The sequence below is a fragment of the Arthrobacter sp. ok909 genome, assembly GCF_900104405.1.
GTDB lineage: Bacteria > Actinomycetota > Actinomycetes > Actinomycetales > Micrococcaceae > Arthrobacter > Arthrobacter humicola.
Genome location: NZ_FNJS01000006.1, coordinates 1 through 19,626, shown reverse-complemented (window position 1 = coordinate 19,626; position 19,626 = coordinate 1). Strand labels below are relative to the sequence as shown.

Below are 19,626 nucleotides of genomic sequence, written 5' to 3'. Positions count from 1 at the left end.
ATTACCTCATTGAGGGTGCGAGTGATGCAGCAGGCATGCGGATGCCTGCGTGGCACCGGTGGTCTGCAGCGGGTTTTCCCATTTTCCCGCAATGGACCATCGGTGCCTTTTCCGTTTAGGCCGGCGCTTAGGCCTACTGACTCCTGCGTCCTCGCGCCACCGCAGCGGAACGACGGCGAATTGTCAGCGAACATACAGCTGACTCCCGCCGTGCGCCCATCTACGGCCACTACCGTGGAACGTGCCTCAACAGGTGCGAGTGATGATAGCCGGTTCCACCGGAGCCGGCGGTGCGCCGGGTGTTTGCAGCAGATTTCCCCCAAGTCCTGCTCCAAGCGCCCGGCGCTACTCATTTAAGCCACCTGCGGGTTTCAAACCACCTGCAGGTTTCAAGGCACCTCCGGGTCCTGCCGCTCGGAGTCTCCGGCCCCGCCGGACCGGCAGCTCCGGAGCTTCTCTTCCAGAAACCGGCGTTCCGCCACGCTCCCGGCTAGCTCCAGCGCCCGCCGATAGGCCCCGGCAGCCTCCGGAACGCGGTCCAGACGCACCATGAAGTCGGCGCGGACGGCGTGGAAAAGGTAGTAATTGTCCAGTCCCAGGCCCTCAACCTCCGACAACCCGGCAGCGGGACCGTGCAGCTCCGCCACGGCGACGGCGCGATTGAGCGCCACGACCGGTCCCGGGGCGACGGCCAGGAGCTGGTCATACAGCTGCAGGATCTGCGCCCAGTCGGTGCCGTGGGCGGTCGCGGCGTCGCTGTGGACGGCGTTGATCGCGGCCTGGAGCTGATAGGGCCCCGGCCGGTTCCGACGCAGGCACTGACGCACCAGCTCCTGGCCTTCGGTGGCCAGCGCGCTATCCCACCGCTGCCGGTCTTGTTCCAGCAGAAGCACGAGTCCGCCGTCGGGAGTAAACCGCGCGGCGCGGCGGGACTCGATGAGCAGCATCAGTGCCAGCAGTCCCGTCGCCTCCGGTTCGTCTGGCATGAGGGACGTCAACAGCCTGCCAAGCCGGATGGCCTCCCAACAAAGCCCCGTACGGTCCGGGCTGTCCGCGGGGCCGGCGCTGTAGCCTTCGTTGAAGATGAGGTAGACGACGGCGAGCACCGATTGCAGCCGCTCAGGCAGGTCGGCGCCCTGCGGGACGCGGTAGGGGATCTTGGCGTCGCGGATTTTCGCCTTGGCCCGGACCAGCCGCTGGGCCATGGTGCTCTCCGGAACGAGGAAGGCCCGGGCGATCTCCAGCGTCGTCAGTCCGCCCAGAAGCCGCAGCGTGAGCGCCACCTGGGCGGGCCTGCCCAAGGCGGGATGGCAGCAGGTGAAAATCAGCCGCAAAGTGTCGTCGTCCACGTCGTCGATTCCTGCCTGGTCCGCCAGGAACTGCTCGTCGGCGGCCGGTGCTGCTCCGTTCCCCTCCGGCGCGGCAGACAGGAGAGCGGCCTGTGCATGTTTGTCCTCGAGCGAGGACTCCCGCCGGAGCCGGTCGATGGCCCGGCGCCGTGCCGTCGTGATGATCCAGCCGGCCGGGCTGGGCGGGACGCCTGCCGAGGGCCAGTGCCGGACCGCCGCCGTGAAGGCATCCTGGACGGCGTCCTCGGCTATATCGATGTTCCCGAACGTGCGCGTCAGGACGGCTACGGCCCGGCCGTATTCGTTGCGGAAGACCCTGGCAATGTCCGCCTCGGTGGCACCGTCGCGGGCCCCCTGACCGTTCACGGCAGCGTTCCCGTCCGGGGACTAGTGCTGGAAGGGACGTACTTCAACGGGAAGGGTGGTGACGCCGGCCAGTTTCCGGGCCCAGCCGAGGGCCGCGTCCAGGTCCTGGGCTTCGATGACGGTGAAGCCTCCCAAGTGCTCCTTGCCTTCGGCGAACGGGCCGTCGGTGACGAGGATCTCGCCGTCATGGGGCCGGAGGACGGTGGCGGACTCCGCCGGGTGCAGTCCGGCGGCGAACACCCAGGCCCCGGCTGCCTGCATCTCACGGTTCAGGGCCGCCAGGTCCCGCATGATCGGTTCGAGGACCTCAGGTCCCGGGACCGGGCCGTCCGGCTGGTAAATGCTGAGCAGGTACTGCGACATTTCAGGTGCCTCCTTGTCGAATCCGCCGGCGGCGTGCCGGCCTCTCAGCAACTACACGAGCGGAACCCCTGCAGATCGACACTTCCAAGCGGCGCTTCCAAGCGAAACCGCAGGATTCGCAGCGGACACTGACCGGGTTACGAAACCTTCTCCGGGGACTGGAGCTGCGCCGGCGGTCTCTGCGCCACATGCGGAGCCGGGTCGAGCGGCCCCTCAAACACCAGTTGGTCCAGACGGCGGAGGATGAGTCCCTCGCGCAGCGCCCACGGGCAGATCTCCATGCTGGCGAACTCGAACATTTCCAGGGCGGCCTCCGCGACGAGCGCGCCGGCAAGGACCTGCGGCGCCCGGGCCTCGGAGACGCCGGGCAGGTGGAACCTGTCCCCTATCTCCATGGCCGAGATACGCTGCGCCCAAAGCCCCAGGTCCAGCGCCTGCAGCTCGCGCTTGACGTAGGGCCCGGCGGCACTGGGGGCGGCCCCTGCGATCCTGGCGAGGGACCGGAAGGTCTTGGACGTGCCCGCCACATGGTTGGGCCGGCCCAGTTTCTCGAATTTGCGCACGGCGGGCTTGAGCGTGGAGCGGATGTAGCGGCGCAGCTCCTTGATGCTTTTGGCCGAGGGCGGATCTCCGGGGAGCCAGTCGCGCGTCAGCCGGCTGGCACCGAGCGGCACGGACATCGCCAGTTCGGGGAGTTCGTCCTGTCCGAGGGCCATTTCGAAGGAGCCGCCGCCGATGTCCAGGTTCAGGATGGGTCCGGCGCCCCAGCCGTACCAGCGGCGGACGGCGAAGAACGTCATGGACGCCTCTTCGCTGCCGGTGAGTTCCCGGAGGGTGACCGTGGTTTCATGCTTGACGCGGGCCAGGACCTCTCCGCCGTTGGTGGCCTCGCGGATGGCCGAGGTGCAGAACGCGAGGAGGTCGTCGGCTTTGTGCTTGGCTGCGAATTCCCACGCTTCAAGGACGAACTCGACAAGCTCATGCTGCCCGGCGTCGTTAATGTTGCCGTCGCCGTCGAGGAACTGCACCAGGGACAACGGCCGCTTGTGTGAAGCGAACGGGACCGGCCGGGCGCCGGGGTGTGCGTCAACCAGCAGGAGGTGGACGGTATTGGACCCGATATCGAGGACGCCTAGACGCATGTTGCCATTATTGCCCCCACTGAAGCGGCTGGTCTAACTGCGACGGCGGTATTCGTGAAGAATACCGCCGTCCGGGACGTTGGATTAGGCGAGGTCCGTATCCTTCGCCGGGTGGTCCGCGGACCCGGCTGTGCCGTCCGCGGGCTCGTCGGAGGGCTTGAAGTCGCGGCGGATGTTGGCCACGCCCTCCGGATCAATTTCAAAGCCATAGGCGGCCCCCGGGTTGATCACCATGCCGAGCTCGTCGCCGAGGTTGCCGATGATCGCGGCGCCCTGCGTGCCCAGCACGTTGGGCGCGGCCGCGAGATACTGATCGGTGACGCGGCTCGGGTGCGAGAAGACGGCCAGAACCGGCTTGCCCGAGGAATTCGCGAGGACCAGCGGCTCCACCTGGGAGTCGGGGCCCTCGAGGGCGTCGGAGCTGACCACGTAGACCTCGTTGTTGAGGAAGGCCAGGATCACGTCCACCGGGTTGGCGTCCGGCTGCTCCCCCCGGGCAAGCTGCTCTTCGAGCTCGTTCAGCGGCTGGTTGTCCAGGTGTGCGGGCTGTTCAGTCATGTTCCTACTCGATCACGTCCACGCCCGCTCCGCAAACGCAGAATCGCCGGAAAGCTGCGGAGTCGCCGGAAACTTCCGGCGACTCCGCAGCTTTCCGGCGAACCCGGTGTGGCTCTGCTACTTCTTGGCCGGCGTTTTCCGGGCCGGGGCCTTGCGGGCCGTCGTCGTGCGCTTGACCGGGCCCCTGGCGCGCTTCTCCGCGAGGAGTTCAACGGCTTGTTCCCGGGTGAGCTCCTCCAGCGAGGTGGAGCGCGGCACGGTGATGTTGGTGATGCCGTCGGTGATGTACGGGCCGAACCGGCCTTCCTTCACCACGATGTTCTTCTCCGAGACCGGGTCCGGGCCGAACTCGGCCAGCGGCGGGACGGCGGCACGGGCGCCGCGCTGCTTGGGCTGCGAGTAGATCTCCAGCGCCTGTTCCAGCGTGATCGTGAAGATTTCCTCCTCGGAGCCGATCGATCGGGAGTCCGTGCCCTTTTTCAAGTACGGGCCGAACCTGCCGTTCTGCACCGTGATCGGGTTGCCCTCGGCGTCCGGGCCGAGGACACGGGGCAGGCTCATGAGCTGCAGGGCCTCGTCCAGGCTGACCGTCTCCACGCTCATCGAGGCGAACAGGGAACCCGTCCGCGGTTTGGCCTTGACGGGCTTCTTCGGCGGCTTCGGCTTGCCGTTCTTGTAGTACTCCACGGGCTGGCTGGCCAGCTGCTCCTCGGTCATTTCCGGGATGATCTCGGTGACGTAGGCGCCGTAGCGGCCGTTCTTAGCCACGATCGTGTGCCCGGTGTGCGGGTCCGTGCCGAGGACACGCTCTTCCGGGGCCGCGGTCTCCATCAGTTCAATGGCCTTGGCTGCGGTGAGCTCGTCCGGCGCCAGGTCCTCGGGGACGTTGGCGCGGGCGGCTTCAACCACTTCTCCGGTCTTGGGATCGACCGTCGGGACGGAGCTTTCCAGGTACGGGCCGAATTTCCCGACCCGCAGCGTGATGCCCTCGGCGATCGGAATCGAGTTGATTTCGCGGGCGTCGATCTCGCCGAGGTTGTTGACGATGCTCAGCAGGCCGGGCTCGGCGTCTTCCCCGAAGTAGAAGTGCTTGAGCCAGGCGGGTCCGGCAGCCTGTCCGTTGGCGATCTTGTCCAGGTCAGCTTCCATGTCGGCCGTGAACTCGTAGTCCACGTAGTCGTGGAAGTGCTGTTCCAGCAGCCGGATCACGGAGAACGCGATCCAGCTCGGGACCAGAGCGGAACCCTGCTTCCGGACGTAGCCGCGGTCCTGGATGGTGGAGATGGTGGAGGCGTAGGTGGACGGACGCCCGATGCCCTTCTTTTCCAGCTCGGCGGTCAGCGACGCTTCCGTGTAGCGCGGGGGCGGCGAGGTCTCGTGGCCGACGGCGACGATGTCCGAGGCGGTCAGGGAGTCGTCCTTGGCCACGTTCGGCAGGCGGCGGGCTTCCTCGGAGTCGTCATCGCCGCGGCTTTCGTCCTTGCCCTCTTCGTAGGCGGCCAGGAAGCCGGGGAAGGTGATGACGGTGCCGGAGGCGGAGAATTCCGCGTCGCGGCCGGCGGCAGCGCCGCCCACGGTCACGGCGCCCAGGCGGATGGTGGCGGTGGAGCCCTTGGCATCAGCCATCTGCGAGGCGACGGTGCGTTTCCAGATCAGCTCGTAGAGCCGGAATTCGTCGCCGGAGAGCTGCTTGGCGACCTGGGCCGGGGTGCGGAAGGAGTCGCCGGCGGGGCGGATGGCCTCGTGGGCCTCCTGGGCGTTGGCGGCCTTGCTGGTGTACACCCTCGGGGACTGGGGGACGTATTCCGTGCCGTACAGCTCGGCTGCCTGGCGCCGGGCGGCGGTGACGGCCTCGTCGCTCAGTGCGGACGAGTCCGTACGCATATAGGTGATGTAGCCGTTTTCGTAGAGCCGCTGGGCCACCTGCATGGTGCTCTTGGAGGAGAAGCGCAGCTTGCGGCCGGCCTCCTGCTGCAGCGTCGAGGTGGTGAACGGCGCCGCCGGGCGGCGGGTGTACGGCTTCGTGTCGACAGAACGGACGCGGAAATCAGCCGTCTGCAGGCCTGCCGCCAGGGCCGTGGCGAGTTCCTCGTTGACGTGGATGACGTTGCGGGAGGTGAGTTCGCCGTTGTCGTTGAAGTCTCGGCCGCTGGCCACCTTGGCGCCGTCCACGGCAGCGAGTTTCGCTTTGAAGGATCCGGCGTCGGCACCGAACTGGCCGGTCAGGTCCCAGTAAGAGGCAGCCTTGAACGCCATGCGCTCCCGCTCCCGGTCCACCACCATGCGGGTCACGACCGACTGCACCCGGCCGGCGGACAAGCCGCGGGCCACCTTGCGCCACAGCACCGGTGAGATCTCATAACCGTAGAGGCGGTCCAGGACGCGCCGGGTTTCCTGTGCGTCCACCAGGTCCTGGTCCACGTCGCGCAGGTTGTCCATGGCGCGGTGGATGGCTTCCTTCGTAATTTCGCCGAAGGTCATCCGGTAGACCGGCACCTTTGGCTTCAGGACTTCCAGCAGGTGCCATGCGATGGCTTCGCCCTCGCGGTCCCCATCGGTTGCGAGGTAGAGCGCATCGGCGTCTTTGAGCTGGGCCTTGAGTTCGGCGACCTTCTTCTTCTTGTCCGCGGACACCACGTAGTACGGCTTAAAGTCGTTTTCAATGTCGACGGCGAACTTGCCGAGCGGGGTCTTCTTCAGTTCCGCGGGGAGCTCGGAAGGCTGCGGAAGGTCGCGGATGTGACCAATGGAGGCCTCAACGATGAAGCCCTCGCCCAAGTACTTGGCGATGGTCTTGCTCTTGGCGGGAGACTCCACAATCACGAGTTTCTTGCCGGTTTTGGCCTTGCTTGGCACGGTGCTCCTACAGAAAAAGGTTGCTCGGGCAGATGCGCCCATACCCGCCTAGTTCACCATATTTTGCAGAATCGCGCGCATCCGGCCGGAAATGACGGCCCCGCGGAGGCGGGTTTCGGCCGCAAAAGAGCAGGGCGCCCGGTGGTCCGGAAGGGCGCGCCGGGCCGGGGCTCAGGCGCTGCCGGCCCCGGGTTTCGCGGCGGCCGGGCCGCGGTCGTCCGGAATCATCGACCACATGGTGGCCATGCGTTCGGCGCCGTCGGGCACGTGGTCCGGATCCTCGAGTTCATAATCCCGCAGGAGGTCGAAGACTCGCCGCGTCAACTCGGACCGCTGCTCCGGCGTCAGGTAAAGCAGGTTGCTCGCCAGCACCACCGACGACGGGCCGTCGCCGGTCTCGCCGCGCTCGCGCCGTTCGTTGCGGGTCTTGGCGTACGCAAGCACCCGGCGGCGGTAAGCCTCGAGCTCGAGGTCAAGGACGGCGAGCTCAGGGCTGGCCACTCCGCCGAGCGAGTGAATGGTGAAATCGGTGCCGGCAGCCTTCCAGCGCCGCTCCCGGGCGTCCCCTGCCGTGGCTGCGGGGACCACAATGCCCCACTTCTGCAGCGCCCGCAGGTGGTAGCTCATGGCGCTGGGCGTGAGGCCGGTCTGCGCGGCGAGTTCGGTGGCAGTCCGGCTCACCTGGGTGGAATACAGCTCGGAAATGACTTCCAGCCGGGCGGCGTGGGCGAGGGCCCGGATCGCCTTCGGGTCGGTGATTTCCACTTGCTTTTCCGGACGGTGCCGGCGCTTGGCGGCCGGCGGAGCCGTGGACTCCGCCGTCGGGGTTTCTGCATTCACCCCTCCAGTCTATCCAGCCGCTCCAAAATATGAAAGAAATGCTTGACATCTAGTTCCGGCCGGGACTAGCTTCCTATTTATGAAACAGATACTTCACAAGTCGGCCGCCCCCTCAGCGGTGGTGCAGCCCCTGTGGCGCAACCGCGACTTCCTGATCGCCAGCACCGCCAGGTTCGTTGCGACGGCGGGGATGGGCGCCGTCGTCGTGAGCATCATGCTGCACCTGCAGAACGCGGCCGCTGCCGGGGGAACCCCTGTCGCCGGGCCCTGGCTCGTGGCTGCCTACCTCTTGTGCTCAGCGCTGCCGCTGGTCCTACTGGCCCCATGGGCCGGCCGACTCGCCGACACCGCGGACTCCCGGACGCTGGCGACGGCGGCCTCCGCGGTCAGCGCTGCCGCCGTCGCCGGCATGGGCCTTGGCATGCAGTACGTGGAGAACTATCTCCCCGTGCTTTTTGCCATGACGTTCCTGCTCGACGGGGCCCAAGCCGTGGCCGGCCCCACCTGGCAGGCCCTGCTGCCCCGGATCGTCGGCGAGGACCGCACCCCGCGGGCGATGGGGACCATGCAGGCGACCGTCATGATTGCCGGCATGGCCGGGCCGGCCGCGGGCGGCATGCTCAGCGGCTGGGGCGGCGCAGGACTCGTGTTCGGCGTGGCCAGTGGCTGCTATGTCGCGATGGGGCTGGGCGCCCTGCTGATCAGAACCCGCCGCGGCACAGCGGCCGAACGGGCCGGCCAGGCGAAGCCCGCACTGCTCGACGGGCTGCGCCTGATCCGCCGGGACAGCCTGGTCTGGGCCCTGGTCCTGGGGGCGATGTTCTTTATCGTCGTCGGCGAGGCCACGAATGTCCTTGAAGTGTTCCTGGCCCGCGGCGACCTTGGCGCCACCGAGACGCAGTACGGCCTGCTGGCCGCGGCGTTCGGCCTCGGCATGGCGGGCGGGGCCGCGATGGCCGGCAGGATCACCACGCCGGCGTTGCGGCTACGGGTGCTGCTGGCCTCCATGGCCCTGGCTTCGGCGTTCCTGGGCATCACGGGGATGGTCCCCACCGTCGAGCTGCTCTTTGTGGCCTACACGGGGACGGGAATGGCCTGCGGCGTCCTGAATGCCTGCTTCGGGGCGATCGCGATCCTCCGGATACCCGAACGCGGGCGGGGCCAGGCCATGGCGATCGTCGGCGGGATGACACGCGCCGTCTCCATCGCCGCTCTGGCCCTGGGCGGGCTGCTGGGCGCACTGGTGCCGGTGCGTGTCAGCTTCCTGCTCACCGGGGCCGTCGCGGTGCTGGTCACACTTGCCCTCACCGCGTACGTCCTGCCGCGGTTCGGCCGGGACGACGCACGCGGTATCGCGGCGGCGCCTGCCGTCTCAGGCCTGCAGCAGGAAGCCGTCGCGAACCAGATTACCGACTTCGGTCAGGAGGCCGGCGCGGAACTGCGCGCCGTCAAACCCCTCATAGCCGCCCAGCAGGGCCTCGAGGGCGCCGATGATCTGCCCGACGGACAGGTCGCCGTCGCACGCTGAAACAAAGCCGGCCAGCTCGGTGCTCAGCAGGTTGGTGCGGCGCAGCCCGGCACCCTGCCGCAGCAGGATGACGCCGGGGTGTTCTGCCCCCGGGCGCTGGTGTCGCTCCTCGGTGACGTCCTCCGCGACCAGCAGGTGGGCAGCGGCCAGATCGTGGGCGGCCAGCCAGTCGGCACGCTCGACCGCCGCGCCCAGGTGCGGCCCCACGGGCTGTTCGATGGGGTACGTGATCTCCTCGAAACGGGAAAGCACCCGCCCGGCGCCGCCGGCCGGGCGGCGCAGCCAGATCATGCCGAAACCGATCCCTGCCACATTGCGCGAGGCAAAGTCGTCCAGGTACGCCTCATATGAGTCCTGGTAGAGCTGGCGGTCCCGGTTTTCGGAGGCGTCCTGCAGCCAGGTCTCGGCATATTGCTCCGGCCCCACCTGCTCCCGCTGGATAAACCAGACGTCGGCGGCCGGGTCGGCCCAGCTTTGGGGCCGTCCGGACCAGCCCGCCCCCGCCTCGATCTCCCAATTGCCCAGGAGCTGGGCCGTTCCACCCGGCGCGAGAACCGAGGGCAGGGCCCGGACCAGCGAAGAAACGATCTCGTCCCCCGGCAGGCCGCCGTCACGATAGGTGAACTGGTCCATGGCGGTCTCGCCCAGGCTGCGCGGCGTAATGACGAACGGCGGGTTGGACACCACCAGCTCGAACTCCTCCCCCGCGATGGGTTCCAGCAGGGACCCGAGCCTCAGGCTCACGCGGGCCTCAAGGTCCGCCGGATCCAGGTGCAGCTCGGCGGCGTTGAGCAAGAGATTGAACCGGGTGAACGCGAGGGCGCGTTCGGAAATGTCCGTGGCGGTCACGTGCTCCGCGTGGTGGAGCAGATGGAACGTCTGGATGCCGCAGCCCGTGCCGAGGTCGAGGGCCCTGGCCACATGCCGGCGAGCCGTGACCTGAACCAGGGTTGTGGAGGCCTGCCCGATCCCCAGGACGTGGTCGTGGCGGAGGACGCCTGCGCGCTGGTGGGCCGCGAGGTCGCTGGCCACCCAGAGGTCCGCCCCGCCGCTCGCCACGCCATCGTCCCCGACTGTGGGGTCCCAGCCGTACGGCCTCAGATCCACCTTCGCCTGGACCAGGTCGTCGTCGGACCGCTCCACGAGCCCGAGTTCCGTCAGCCCCTCCGTGCGGATGCCGGGCAGCGCGGCGTCGAGGGTCTCCGCGCGCTGCGGCTCGGCCAGGAGACAGAGACGCACGACGGCGGCGAGCGCCGCCGTCGACGGCTCACCGGAGGCGCGCCCGGTGACGATCAGTGCGGGGATGAGCTGGTCCCGGCTGAGGGCCGAGTGCGCAGCCTCGCCGAGCAGCCCGGCGACGCCATCTACGGTGTAGCCAACGGCCCGCAGGTCCCCGGCCAGGGCCTCGAGGAGGCCGGGGAGGTCGCTCCGCGGCGCCTCCGGAGTGTTGCCGGCCGTGAACGGCGATGAACGAACCGCCATGGCGGGAGTTGGCGTGGCCGGAAGCGGCGCTGCGGGAGGCTGCGGGGCGGGGTTTTGGGCTGAGGACGTCACCGCACAAGTTTAGTCCCGGGGACTGGGCGGGGCCGGCGAGAGTCGGGTCTCCGCATAAATCCGCAGGGCATCCCGGACAAAGGCCGCGCCCTCGGCACCGCCGTAGTTCGCGGCGAAACGGGGATCCGCCACGTACATCTCGCCGAGTCCCGTCATGTACCCCTTGATGTCCGGCACGGCGACTGCGGTGCCGGCGGCCGGCGCGGCCGGGGTGCCGGGAATGCCCCTGAGCCATTCGACGTGGCGCCGGGCCAGGTCTTGGGCCTGCACGCTGTCCGCCGTGACGCCCGACTCTGCCGCGGCCCTCCAGTCGGTGCCGAGCTGCCGGGACTGTTCCTGCCAGGCGGCCTTCTCCTCGGCCTGCATGCCGCGCCACCAGGCGTCTGAGGTCGCATAGGCATCCTTGCCCCACCGCTGCTGGACTTCTTCCCGGTACCGGGTGTGGTCGAAGCCATCGAACATTTCCTCTGCCATGATCTTTCCTCCCGTTTGTAGTGCCTCAATGGTGTGCCGGACCGAAGCGATTTGCCGCCCCAGCCTTTCCTGTTCCTGCTGCAGCCACTCCAGATGCCGTCCCAGCGCGTACTCCGCGTCCGTCTGGCCGGCGAGCACGTCCACGATCGCCGGAAGCCCGAGCCCCAGGTCGCGCAGGAGCAGGATCCGCTGCAGGCGGACCAGCGAGTCCGGGCCGTAGTACCGGTAGCCGTTGTGGCCGGTCCGGCTGGGCTTGAGCAGGCCGATGTCGTCATAGTGACGCAGAGTCCGGCCGGTGGTGCCCGCCAATTTCGCGATCTGTTGGACGGACCAGTCCATATCTCCTCCTTTGCCGTTGGGCCAGCTGCCCCGTCGGGAGTAGCACGCCGACGGCGCCGGTCCTCCCGGTGCACCGGCTCCCGGTGCACCGCCTCCCGGCGCACCGGCTCCCGGCGCACCGCTTGTCGCCTGCCGGGCCGCCCCGGGCCGTCCCCTCGACTCTAAACTTTGACGTCACGTCAACGTCAAGAGCCCGCGGGAGGCACCGCTGGGCGGCCGGCACGGCCGGGGGCGAAGCTGCAAGGCGGTAAGTTGGAGGCATGGTTTTTCCCTCCTCTCACGCCCCGGCCGCCCGGCTGGTCAGGCGGACGCTTACGGGTGCGGCGGCAGCCGCCGTCGTGCTGGCCGCAACGGCATGTACCCCGCCCGGTTCAATTCAGGGCGCCGATGTCCCGGCATGGAAGGCTACCGCGCTGCCCTCGGCCCCCGGGACTGTGCTGGAGGACGCCGGCAAAATCCTGAACCGCGATCCGATCGTCCGGACCGCGTCCGGTGTGCCCGCCGGCACCTACACCCTGACCATGACCTGCGACGGCGGCGGTAAGGCGTTCTTCGCCGTCAGCCTGGCCGGCCGGCCGCTGACCGAGGCAGGAGCCGCCTGCAACGGCAGCCGGGAAACCGCCCGCATCACGGTGCCCGCCGCGGGCGAGGTGAAGCTCAGCACGTCCAGCGTGGACGCCCCGATCATCTACGCCTACCACCTGGCCGCGTCCGAGTAGGGTCCGCCCGCAACCCGGTTACGGGGCCCGGTTCGGCGCCTTCTGGGAAAACCGGCCGCCGCGGACCTTCCACCTCTGGTGTTTGTATCGGGGCGACCTTAATCTCAGGGTATGCCAACTGTGCCGGCCCGCAGGCTGCCGCGACGGCGCACCCCGGCCGCCGCGGTGCTGTCAATTGCGGTGTTCCTCGGGACGGTCTTGTCCGGTTGCGAGTACGAGTACAGCGCCGACCATTGGGACGATGCCTCGCCCACTGTTTCCGCCGCGCCGACCACCGACGCCGCCCTGCCGCAGGATCCCCATCGCAACGAGCCGGTGTCCGGCGAAGAGCTGGAGCAGTGGGTCGACCACGCGCTTCCCGACGCCGCGGGGCAGGTGTTTCACACCAGCTACGGCTCCGTGGAGGCCGGCGCGGTGCACACAGAGACGACAACGCAACTGCCTGCCGGCACCTATTCCCTGACGCTGGCGTGCCGGAGCACGGCCCGGGTGTCTTTCACCGTCCGCAATGGGGATGAGTCGCTGGTGGACCTGAGCCTGCGCTGCGGAACGTCACGAGTGAACGTCGTCTCGCTGCCCGCGGACGCGGTGCTCTCCGTCCAGGTGACCGGACGGGGCGCGGCAAACTTCGCCTACCGCGTGAGCCGGATCTGAGACAACCCTCACTCTGGGGGCCGCCCCTGTTGCGTATGCAACGCCGATTCGGCGGGGCCGCGCCTGCAGGGGCGCCCTCGGGGCGCCCGGCCCGGCTGGATAGTCCAGCCTCGGCCGATCAGGCGGCGCAGCCCTCGGGGCATCGCAGGGTTTCAGGGCTCGCTGCGCACTCGGCACAGTAGAGCGTGAGGGTCCGGCAGCTCGGATTGGAGCAGTTTTCGAACTTGCTCGTGGACGCCGAGCAGCGGACGCACTGGCCGATGGTCTTGGCGTCCTCGCTGAACTCCAGGTGCATGCGCTTGTCGAACACGTACAGGGAGCCCTCCCACAGGCCTTGGTCCTTGAAGGTCTCTCCGTACCGGACAATGCCGCCGTCGAGCTGGTAGACCTCCTTGAACCCTCGGTTCACCATGAGGCTCGACAGCACCTCGCAGCGGATGCCGCCGGTGCAGTAGGTGACAACCGGCTTGTCCTTGAGAGCATCGTATTTGCCCGAGTCGAGTTCCTTGATGAAGTCGTGGGTGGTAGCGACGTCGGGGACCACCGCATCCTTGAACTTGCCGATCTGGGCCTCAAAGCCGTTGCGGCCGTCGAAGAACACGACCTCGTCGCCCTGTTCCTTCTTGGCTTCAATAAGTTCGTGGAGTTCCTCGGGTTTGAGGTGCGTCCCGCCGCCCACCACGCCGTCGGCGTCGACTTTCAGCTCGCCCGGGGCGCCGAAGGAGACGATTTCGTCCCGCACCTTGACGCTGAGGCGCGGGAAGTCTGCCGCGCCGCCGTCGGACCACTTCACGTCGATCCCGTGGAATCCCTTGTGCTCCCGTGTGGTCTTGACGTATTGCTTCACGGCGTTCAGCTCCCCGCCGACCGTGGCGTTGATGCCGTCCTTGGAGATGATGATGCGGCCGGTGAGGCCGAGTTTTTCGCATAGTGCGCGCTGCCATAGCCGGACGGCGTCCGGGTCAGCGAGGGGGGTAAATCCATAAAAGAGCACAATCCTGTTCAAAGCCACACTTTTAAGGGTACTGGCTGGGATGGGAGGCCGGGAGACAGTCACAATTCCATAAGCAAGCACACTTCCCTGACCCGGCCCCTGTTGCTTGCGGCACGGCTGGAATACGCTCATCACATGAGTCTTGACGCCATGGTTGAAGACACCACTCATCTGCTGGAAATCTGGGTTGCCGGATGGGCAGGCTGTCGCGGATATGAGACGCGCAGGGAGGGCCGGTTCCCTGCCGCTTTGCGCGCGGACACCACCGGTCAATGGGAATATTTCGCCTTCGACCCGTCCGATTCGGAGTTTGCGGAGCTGGCGGCGAGGACGGCTGAAGTGCCGGCCAGAGTCCTCACGATCCTCACCAATGACGTGGCCCGCTACACGTTCCTCGGCCAGGAGAACGGCCTCCATGTCACCTCGGCTTCCCAGACCATGATGATCGTGGACATGGAGACTCAGGACTCGGAGGACCCCTGGCTTTCCGACGACGACCTCAAGCTGGAGACGTCCCGGACGGACGGCGTCCACCACGCTGTGGTCCGCGCAGGCGAAGAGACCGCCGCGAGCGGGCGCGTATTTGTGGTGGGACACACCGCCATCTTCGACAACATCGTGACGGCGCCGGCGTACCAGCGGCGGGGACTGGGCAGCTTCATCATGAAGGCCCTGGCGGCCCAGGCCTTCGAACACGACGTCGACTCCGGGCTGCTGCTCGCCTCGCTGGACGGCCAGAAGCTCTATTCGCACCTCGGCTGGCGCATGGTCTGCCATGTCCTGATGCTGTCGACCTCGGACGAAGGCGCGGACCTCTCCGTCGGCTGAGGCTCTGCGCGTGCCGGGCGCTGCGGGACCCGGGCTGCCTTCTCCGGCGATTTGAGGCCGGATGAAAGAATGTGTGAGTGAACCCGCATGAGTCCCTGATTCCGCTGCTGGGCCGAGGTCCGGACCCGGAACAGCTGCGTCATGTGCGAACGATCCCCGCCCGCCAGGCCGTCAATGCGCCGTGGCCGGACTGGGCCCACCCGGATCTCGTGACGGCCTACGGTTCCCTGGGCATCCACGAGCCCTACCGCCACCAGGTACAGGCCGCCGAGTTGGCCCACGCCGGGGAACACGTGGTCATTGCCACCGGCACGGCGTCCGGCAAGTCCCTGGCGTACCAGTTGCCGGCCTTGGACGCGATCCACCGTTCCGAGCTCAGGGTCCTGGCCGATCCCGGGAAGATCCACGACGACGGCGCCGTGACCCTCTATCTGTCCCCCACCAAGGCCCTCGCCGCGGACCAGCTGGCCGCGATCCGGGCGCTGAAACTCCCCACCGTCCGGGCCGAAACCTACGACGGCGATACCGATCCCGCGTCCCGGCGCTGGATCCGGGACCATGCGAACTTCATCCTCGCCAATCCGGACATGCTGCACTTCGGCATCCTCCCGAACCATGCCTGGTGGGCCCGGTTCTTCAGGCGCCTCCGCTATGTGATCGTGGACGAGGCCCACAGCTACCGCGGCGTGTTCGGCTCCCATGTCGCCAATCTCATGCGCCGGCTGCGCCGGATCTGTGCCTACTACAGCCCCGGCGGCTCACACCCGGGCCCCGTGTTCATCGCGGCGTCTGCCACGGCGTCAGAGCCCGGGACGTCCTTCGGCAGGCTCATCGGCGCACCGGTCCGCGCCGTTTCCGAAGACAGCTCGCCCCACGGATCCACGACTGTAGCTTTCTGGGAGCCTGCCCTGACCGAACTGCGGGGCGAGAACGGCGCCAAGGAGCGACGTACCGCCGTCGCCGAGACCGCCGATCTGCTGGCCAATCTCGTGTCCTCCCGGACCCGGACCATTGCCTTCATCAAATCCAGGCGTGGAGCCGAGACGATTTCCTCCATCGCCAAACGCCTGCTCGATGAAGTGGACCCCAGCCTGCCGCAGCGTGTGGCCGCCTACCGCTCGGGCTACCTGCCGGAGGAGCGGCGGGCACTGGAAAAGTCGTTGCGCTCTGGTGAGCTGCTGGGCATCTCGAGCACGTCTGCGCTGGAGCTGGGCATCGACATTTCCGGTCTCGACGCCGTCCTGGTGGCCGGATGGCCAGGCACCCGCGCGTCGTTGTTCCAGCAGATCGGCCGGGCGGGCAGGGCCGGCCAGGACGCGATCGCGGCCTTCGTGGCCAGCGACGACCCGCTGGATACCTATCTGGTGAACCACCCCGAGGCGATTTTCGACGTCTCGGTGGAAGCCACGGTATTCGACCCCTCCAATCCCTATGTGCTGGGCCCGCATCTCTGCGCCGCCGCCGCGGAACTTCCGCTGGGGTTCGCCGAACTGGACCTTTTCGGGGCCACCTCGGAGAAGCTGCTGGAGCGCCTGGTGGCGCAGGGCTACCTGCGCAAGCGGCCGGCCGGCTGGTTTTGGACCCACCCGCAGAGTGCCGCGGCCATGGTGAACCTGCGCGCCGACGGCGGGGGGCCGGTGAGCATTGTGGATGCCGACACCGGGTCGCTGCTCGGCACCATGGATTCGCCCCAAACCCACTACCAGGCCCACACCGGCGCCGTCTACGTCCACCAGGGCGACAGCTACGTCGTGGAGGACCTGAATGAGGGCGATCACTGCGTGATGGTGCGCCGGGCGAACCCCGACTACTACACCACCGCCCGCGACGTGACCCAGATCGAGGTCCTCGAAACCGAACGCACCACCCAGTGGGGCGACGTGGCCGTACATTTCGGCGAGGTCAAGGTGACGACCCAGGTGGTCTCCTTCCAGCGCAAGGCACTGATTTCAAACGAAATCCTCGGCGAAGAACCCCTGGAACTGGGCGCCAGGGACCTGTTTACCAAGGCGGTCTGGTTCGTTGTGGACAACCGCTCGCTGACCGGCGCGGGACTGATCGAGGCACAGTTCCCCGGAGCCCTGCATGCCGCCGAGCACGCAGCCATCGGCCTCCTGCCGCTCGTGGCCTCCAGTGACCGCTGGGACATCGGCGGGGTGTCCACCGCCATCCACGCCGACACCGGGGTGCCTACCATCTTCGTCTACGACGGCCATCCCGGCGGGGCTGGCTTCGCCGAACGCGGATACGACAAGGCCCGGGTGTGGCTGACGGCCACGCGGGACGCCATCAAGGCCTGCGAATGCGAGTCCGGTTGCCCATCGTGTGTCCAGTCACCCAAGTGCGGCAACAAGAACAACCCTCTCGACAAGGACGCCGCCGTCACCCTGATCGACGTGCTGCTCAAAGACGCCAGCGAGCTGATGAACGCCGAGAACACTGAGGCGACGGCGGCCGCTGGCACGGCTGTTGTGGGACCCGGCGCGGCGGATGCGGCCACGGCCGCTGCCGGCACGGCCGTCGGTACGGCGGCCGTGCCGGCAGCCGGTACAGAAGAAGATCCCGCCCAATCGCTCCGCGCCGGATAGTGCGTTTGGCGCGGCACAGCGAGGCGCCCACTGTGCGTTTGGCGCGGCCCCTAGCAGGGCGCACCGGCGGGTGAACCCCGGCTGCTTCGAAACGCCGCGTGTCACGCCGCAGGCAAAGCAGCCCTCACGGGGAGGGCCCGTTCCCGGGTGCCGGAGGCGGCCCGGCCCTGGCCAGACCTCTGGCCGCGCCGAGGAACGGCCCGGCGTTGATCTCGGTGCGGACCTGGACTGACGTGTCCGCGCCCTTCGAGCAGGCGAGCACAGTGGCGTTGTTCTTCCGTGCGACCTCCCGGGCGACGGCGCACGGCTCACCGGATGTGATTCCTCGGGCGGCATCCGCTGCCGCCAGGGCTGCGAGATCGGCAGCCGCCGCGGCTCTGGCCGCCGCGACGGCTGACTGAGCCAGAAGCAGCAGCAAGACTGCCGCCATGATCACGACCAGCCCGAGGCCTAAGGCCAGGACCGTCCCTGATCCCCGCTCCCGCGGCCGGCAGCGGTACACGTCATGGCCTGGGGACGGATTCCGGCGCCATGGCCCACTGGCTCCGGCACTAACCGGCGACATCATGTGCCCGTCCCGAGCGGGAGGCCCCATCCACCCGGGACGGTTGTGCCGCGCCGGCGGTTTCCGGACGCGCCCAGGCACTGGCGCTCTGGGTCCACGGAATGAGGGAACCGACAGCCCCGGGGACACGGCCGGACACCGTGACCCTGAGCCATTCGCCGTCGAGGGCCACGGTCGCCGCCGCGGTTTCGCCGGCAAGCTGGCGGACAATCCCTCCGACTTCGCCTGCTGCGGCTCCCCTGGCCAGCGCACGGGCACCACCCCGGGCCGCTTCCTCGACGCGAAGTTGCGTCACCCCGGCTGCCGAACCCGCGAGCAGCAGGGCAAGCAGAAAGACGACCGACGGCAGCGCCACGGCGAACTCCGCGGTGACTGCCCCGCGGCAGTCCGGGGTTCGCGGCGACCCCCGGCGCCCGCGCCCGCCCGCGCACCAGCCCCTCGTCATGGCAGCGTAAGCGCCGTGCGGATGAGGTTCAGGAGGAAACCTCGGACCTCATCACTGCGCATGATGAACACGAGAACCCCGGCGAACCCCACGGCGGCAAGCGTTGCGATGGCGTATTCGGCTGTTGCCATTCCTGCCTGCGCCGAGAGCGGCCTCCTGCGTCCGTTCGGCTGAACGGGAACAACCAAGCTGGCGCCGGGATAGATTTCGTACACCTCGGCAACCCCGTCTTCCCCGCCGTCTAAGCGATTCGCAGCGGGAGTGTCCTGATTGATAAACATCTGCTTTCCTTCCACGGGACACCGGCAGGATCGCCGGCTGATTCGACTCTCCCGGCTTGGGCACGGCGCGGTAAGCCCCGAAGTCAGCCAAGTGGAAAACATGCCCGAAGCCGGCGCCACGGCGGCCTGTGGAGGAGAACTCGCGGGCTGTTCCACGTCGGCGGGCGGACAGCACGACAGCGCCCCGCTCATGCCTTGGCCCGACGACCTGCCCCGCTTGGCCCGACGAAGTACCCCGCCTGACCCGACTAACTGCCCTCCCGACCAGCGCAGAACTGAACCCGAGGTGCTGCGGTCCATACTGCGACTACAGCTTCTCGGGTTCAGTTCGGTGCGCTGGAACCTCAATCACGCGCTGCTAGGGGAGGAAGTACCCCGCGAGGTCGGCGATGAGCTGGGAGGATCCGGAGGACCGGTTGAACAGCGCCACCTTGCCGTCCGAGCCGAGCGCCACGGAGACCAGGTTCGGTACCGTCTGTCCGGTCGAGAAGTTCAGGTTGGACGCGTTGGGCCGTGCTGAACCGTTCGGGTAGGCGGTGATGAAGCCGAAGGACTTGGGCGAGGTGACGGTCAGGTTGAAGACTGCTGCCAGGGCACCGGTGGGGACGCCGTTGGCGCCGGCGACCTGGACGGACACCGCGGAATCCGCTGCGACCGGCTGGGTACTACGGGTATCAAAGATCCGGGTGGGTCCGACTGCCTTGAAGGCGCCGGTCACTGTCGGGGTGCCGGGCAGGTAGTAGCCGGCGACGTCGGCGATCAGCTGGGACGTGCCCGAGGAACTGTTGAAGAGCGTCACCTTGCCATCGGACCCGACCGGGACCGTGACGAGGTTCGGGACCGTCTGTCCGGCGGAGAAGTTCAGGTTCGACGCATTGGGCCGGGCCGCACCGGACGCGTACGCGGTTACGAAGCCCAGGGACTTCGCCTGGGTCACCGTCAGGTTGAACACCACCGCCGCGACCGAGGCGGGGATTCCGTTGGCCCCCGCGACCTGGAAGGAGACCGCGGAATTCGCGCCGACTGCCGAGGAGTTCCTGGTGTCCAGGAGCCGGGCCGGCGAGAGGCTCTTGAAGGAACCCGCCGTCGCCGGCGTTCCGGTGACGTAATAGCCCGTCACGTCAGCGATCAGCTGGGAGGACCCGGAGGAACTGTTGAACAGGGTGACCTTGCCGTCGGCCCC

The 19,626-nt window shown here is 68.1% G+C and carries 17 protein-coding genes and 1 pseudogene; 5 read left to right on the top strand and 13 right to left on the bottom strand.

Annotation, left to right across the window (positions count from 1 at the left end; all coding sequences use genetic code 11):
• Positions 1–389: 389 nt before the first annotated feature.
• From BLR03_RS06660 to BLR03_RS06635, 6 genes are all read right to left on the bottom strand, one after another.
• On the bottom strand, positions 390–1,715 hold the full coding sequence (locus tag BLR03_RS06660; protein ID WP_091251047.1) for an RNA polymerase sigma factor: 1,326 nt from the start codon (positions 1,713–1,715) through the stop codon (positions 390–392).
• A 21-nt stretch (positions 1,716–1,736) separates the two neighbouring features.
• Positions 1,737–2,078, bottom strand: a complete 342-nt coding sequence (locus BLR03_RS06655) for a YciI family protein (protein ID WP_091251045.1) — start codon at positions 2,076–2,078, stop codon at positions 1,737–1,739.
• A 137-nt stretch (positions 2,079–2,215) separates the two neighbouring features.
• Positions 2,216–3,220, bottom strand: a complete 1,005-nt coding sequence (locus tag BLR03_RS06650) for a Ppx/GppA family phosphatase (RefSeq protein WP_091251043.1) — start codon at positions 3,218–3,220, stop codon at positions 2,216–2,218.
• Positions 3,221–3,304: 84 nt separating this feature from the next.
• Positions 3,305–3,778 (bottom strand): SseB family protein, encoded by a 474-nt coding sequence (locus tag BLR03_RS06645; protein WP_091251042.1) that lies wholly within the window; start codon positions 3,776–3,778, stop codon positions 3,305–3,307.
• A gap of 117 nt (positions 3,779–3,895) precedes the next feature.
• Positions 3,896–6,634: a type I DNA topoisomerase gene (topA, locus tag BLR03_RS06640; RefSeq protein ID WP_091251040.1), complete on the bottom strand. Its 2,739-nt coding sequence runs from the start codon at positions 6,632–6,634 to the stop codon at positions 3,896–3,898.
• A 171-nt stretch (positions 6,635–6,805) separates the two neighbouring features.
• Positions 6,806–7,474, bottom strand: coding sequence for an ArsR/SmtB family transcription factor (locus tag BLR03_RS06635; protein WP_091251038.1), 669 nt, complete (start codon positions 7,472–7,474; stop codon positions 6,806–6,808).
• A gap of 79 nt (positions 7,475–7,553) precedes the next feature.
• Here BLR03_RS06635 and BLR03_RS06630 point away from each other — a divergent pair.
• Positions 7,554–8,801: pseudogene (locus tag BLR03_RS06630) on the top strand (MFS transporter); the annotation flags it as partial.
• Between the two features lie 45 nt (positions 8,802–8,846).
• Here BLR03_RS06630 and BLR03_RS24855 read toward each other — a convergent pair.
• The gene (locus BLR03_RS24855; protein ID WP_091251035.1) at positions 8,847–10,484 is read right to left on the bottom strand and encodes a DUF7059 domain-containing protein; all 1,638 of its coding nucleotides are present in this window, start codon (positions 10,482–10,484) and stop codon (positions 8,847–8,849) included.
• An 81-nt stretch (positions 10,485–10,565) separates the two neighbouring features.
• Entirely contained in the window at positions 10,566–11,369 is an 804-nt protein-coding gene (locus tag BLR03_RS06620) for a MerR family transcriptional regulator (RefSeq protein WP_091251033.1), read from the bottom strand.
• Between the two features lie 260 nt (positions 11,370–11,629).
• Between BLR03_RS06620 and BLR03_RS06615 the strand changes: the two genes are divergently transcribed.
• Both BLR03_RS06615 and BLR03_RS06610 read left to right on the top strand, forming a co-directional pair.
• Positions 11,630–12,088 carry a hypothetical protein gene (locus tag BLR03_RS06615; protein WP_091251029.1) on the top strand — a complete coding sequence of 153 codons (459 nt, stop codon included), beginning with the start codon at positions 11,630–11,632 and terminating at the stop codon, positions 12,086–12,088.
• Positions 12,089–12,199: 111 nt separating this feature from the next.
• Positions 12,200–12,742 carry a hypothetical protein gene (locus tag BLR03_RS06610; protein ID WP_091251024.1) on the top strand — a complete coding sequence of 181 codons (543 nt, stop codon included), beginning with the start codon at positions 12,200–12,202 and terminating at the stop codon, positions 12,740–12,742.
• 118 nt (positions 12,743–12,860) lie between these two features.
• Here BLR03_RS06610 and BLR03_RS06605 read toward each other — a convergent pair whose 3' ends face one another.
• Positions 12,861–13,754, bottom strand: coding sequence for an oxygen-dependent tRNA uridine(34) hydroxylase TrhO (locus tag BLR03_RS06605; RefSeq protein WP_091251022.1), 894 nt, complete (start codon positions 13,752–13,754; stop codon positions 12,861–12,863).
• Positions 13,755–13,871: 117 nt separating this feature from the next.
• Between BLR03_RS06605 and BLR03_RS06600 the strand changes: the two genes are divergently transcribed.
• Together BLR03_RS06600 and BLR03_RS06595 are read left to right on the top strand one after the other, a co-directional pair.
• Positions 13,872–14,564 carry a GNAT family N-acetyltransferase gene (locus BLR03_RS06600; protein WP_091251020.1) on the top strand — a complete coding sequence of 231 codons (693 nt, stop codon included), beginning with the start codon at positions 13,872–13,874 and terminating at the stop codon, positions 14,562–14,564.
• A gap of 77 nt (positions 14,565–14,641) precedes the next feature.
• Entirely contained in the window at positions 14,642–17,152 is a 2,511-nt protein-coding gene (locus BLR03_RS06595; RefSeq protein WP_254788224.1) for a DEAD/DEAH box helicase, read from the top strand.
• Between the two features lie 124 nt (positions 17,153–17,276).
• Here the strand turns inward: BLR03_RS06595 and BLR03_RS06590 are convergent, their stop codons facing one another.
• The 4 genes from BLR03_RS06590 to BLR03_RS24315 all read right to left on the bottom strand — a co-directional run.
• Complete coding sequence (locus BLR03_RS06590; protein WP_302846571.1) at positions 17,277–17,654, bottom strand: Rv3654c family TadE-like protein; 378 nt, start codon at positions 17,652–17,654, stop codon at positions 17,277–17,279.
• 49 nt (positions 17,655–17,703) lie between these two features.
• Entirely contained in the window at positions 17,704–18,072 is a 369-nt protein-coding gene (locus BLR03_RS06585) for a TadE family type IV pilus minor pilin (protein ID WP_368086946.1), read from the bottom strand.
• Between the two features lie 86 nt (positions 18,073–18,158).
• Positions 18,159–18,443: a DUF4244 domain-containing protein gene (locus tag BLR03_RS06580; RefSeq protein WP_091251014.1), complete on the bottom strand. Its 285-nt coding sequence runs from the start codon at positions 18,441–18,443 to the stop codon at positions 18,159–18,161.
• A gap of 358 nt (positions 18,444–18,801) precedes the next feature.
• A partial coding sequence (locus BLR03_RS24315; protein WP_217639747.1) for a hypothetical protein occupies positions 18,802–19,626 on the bottom strand: 825 nt, incomplete at its 5' end.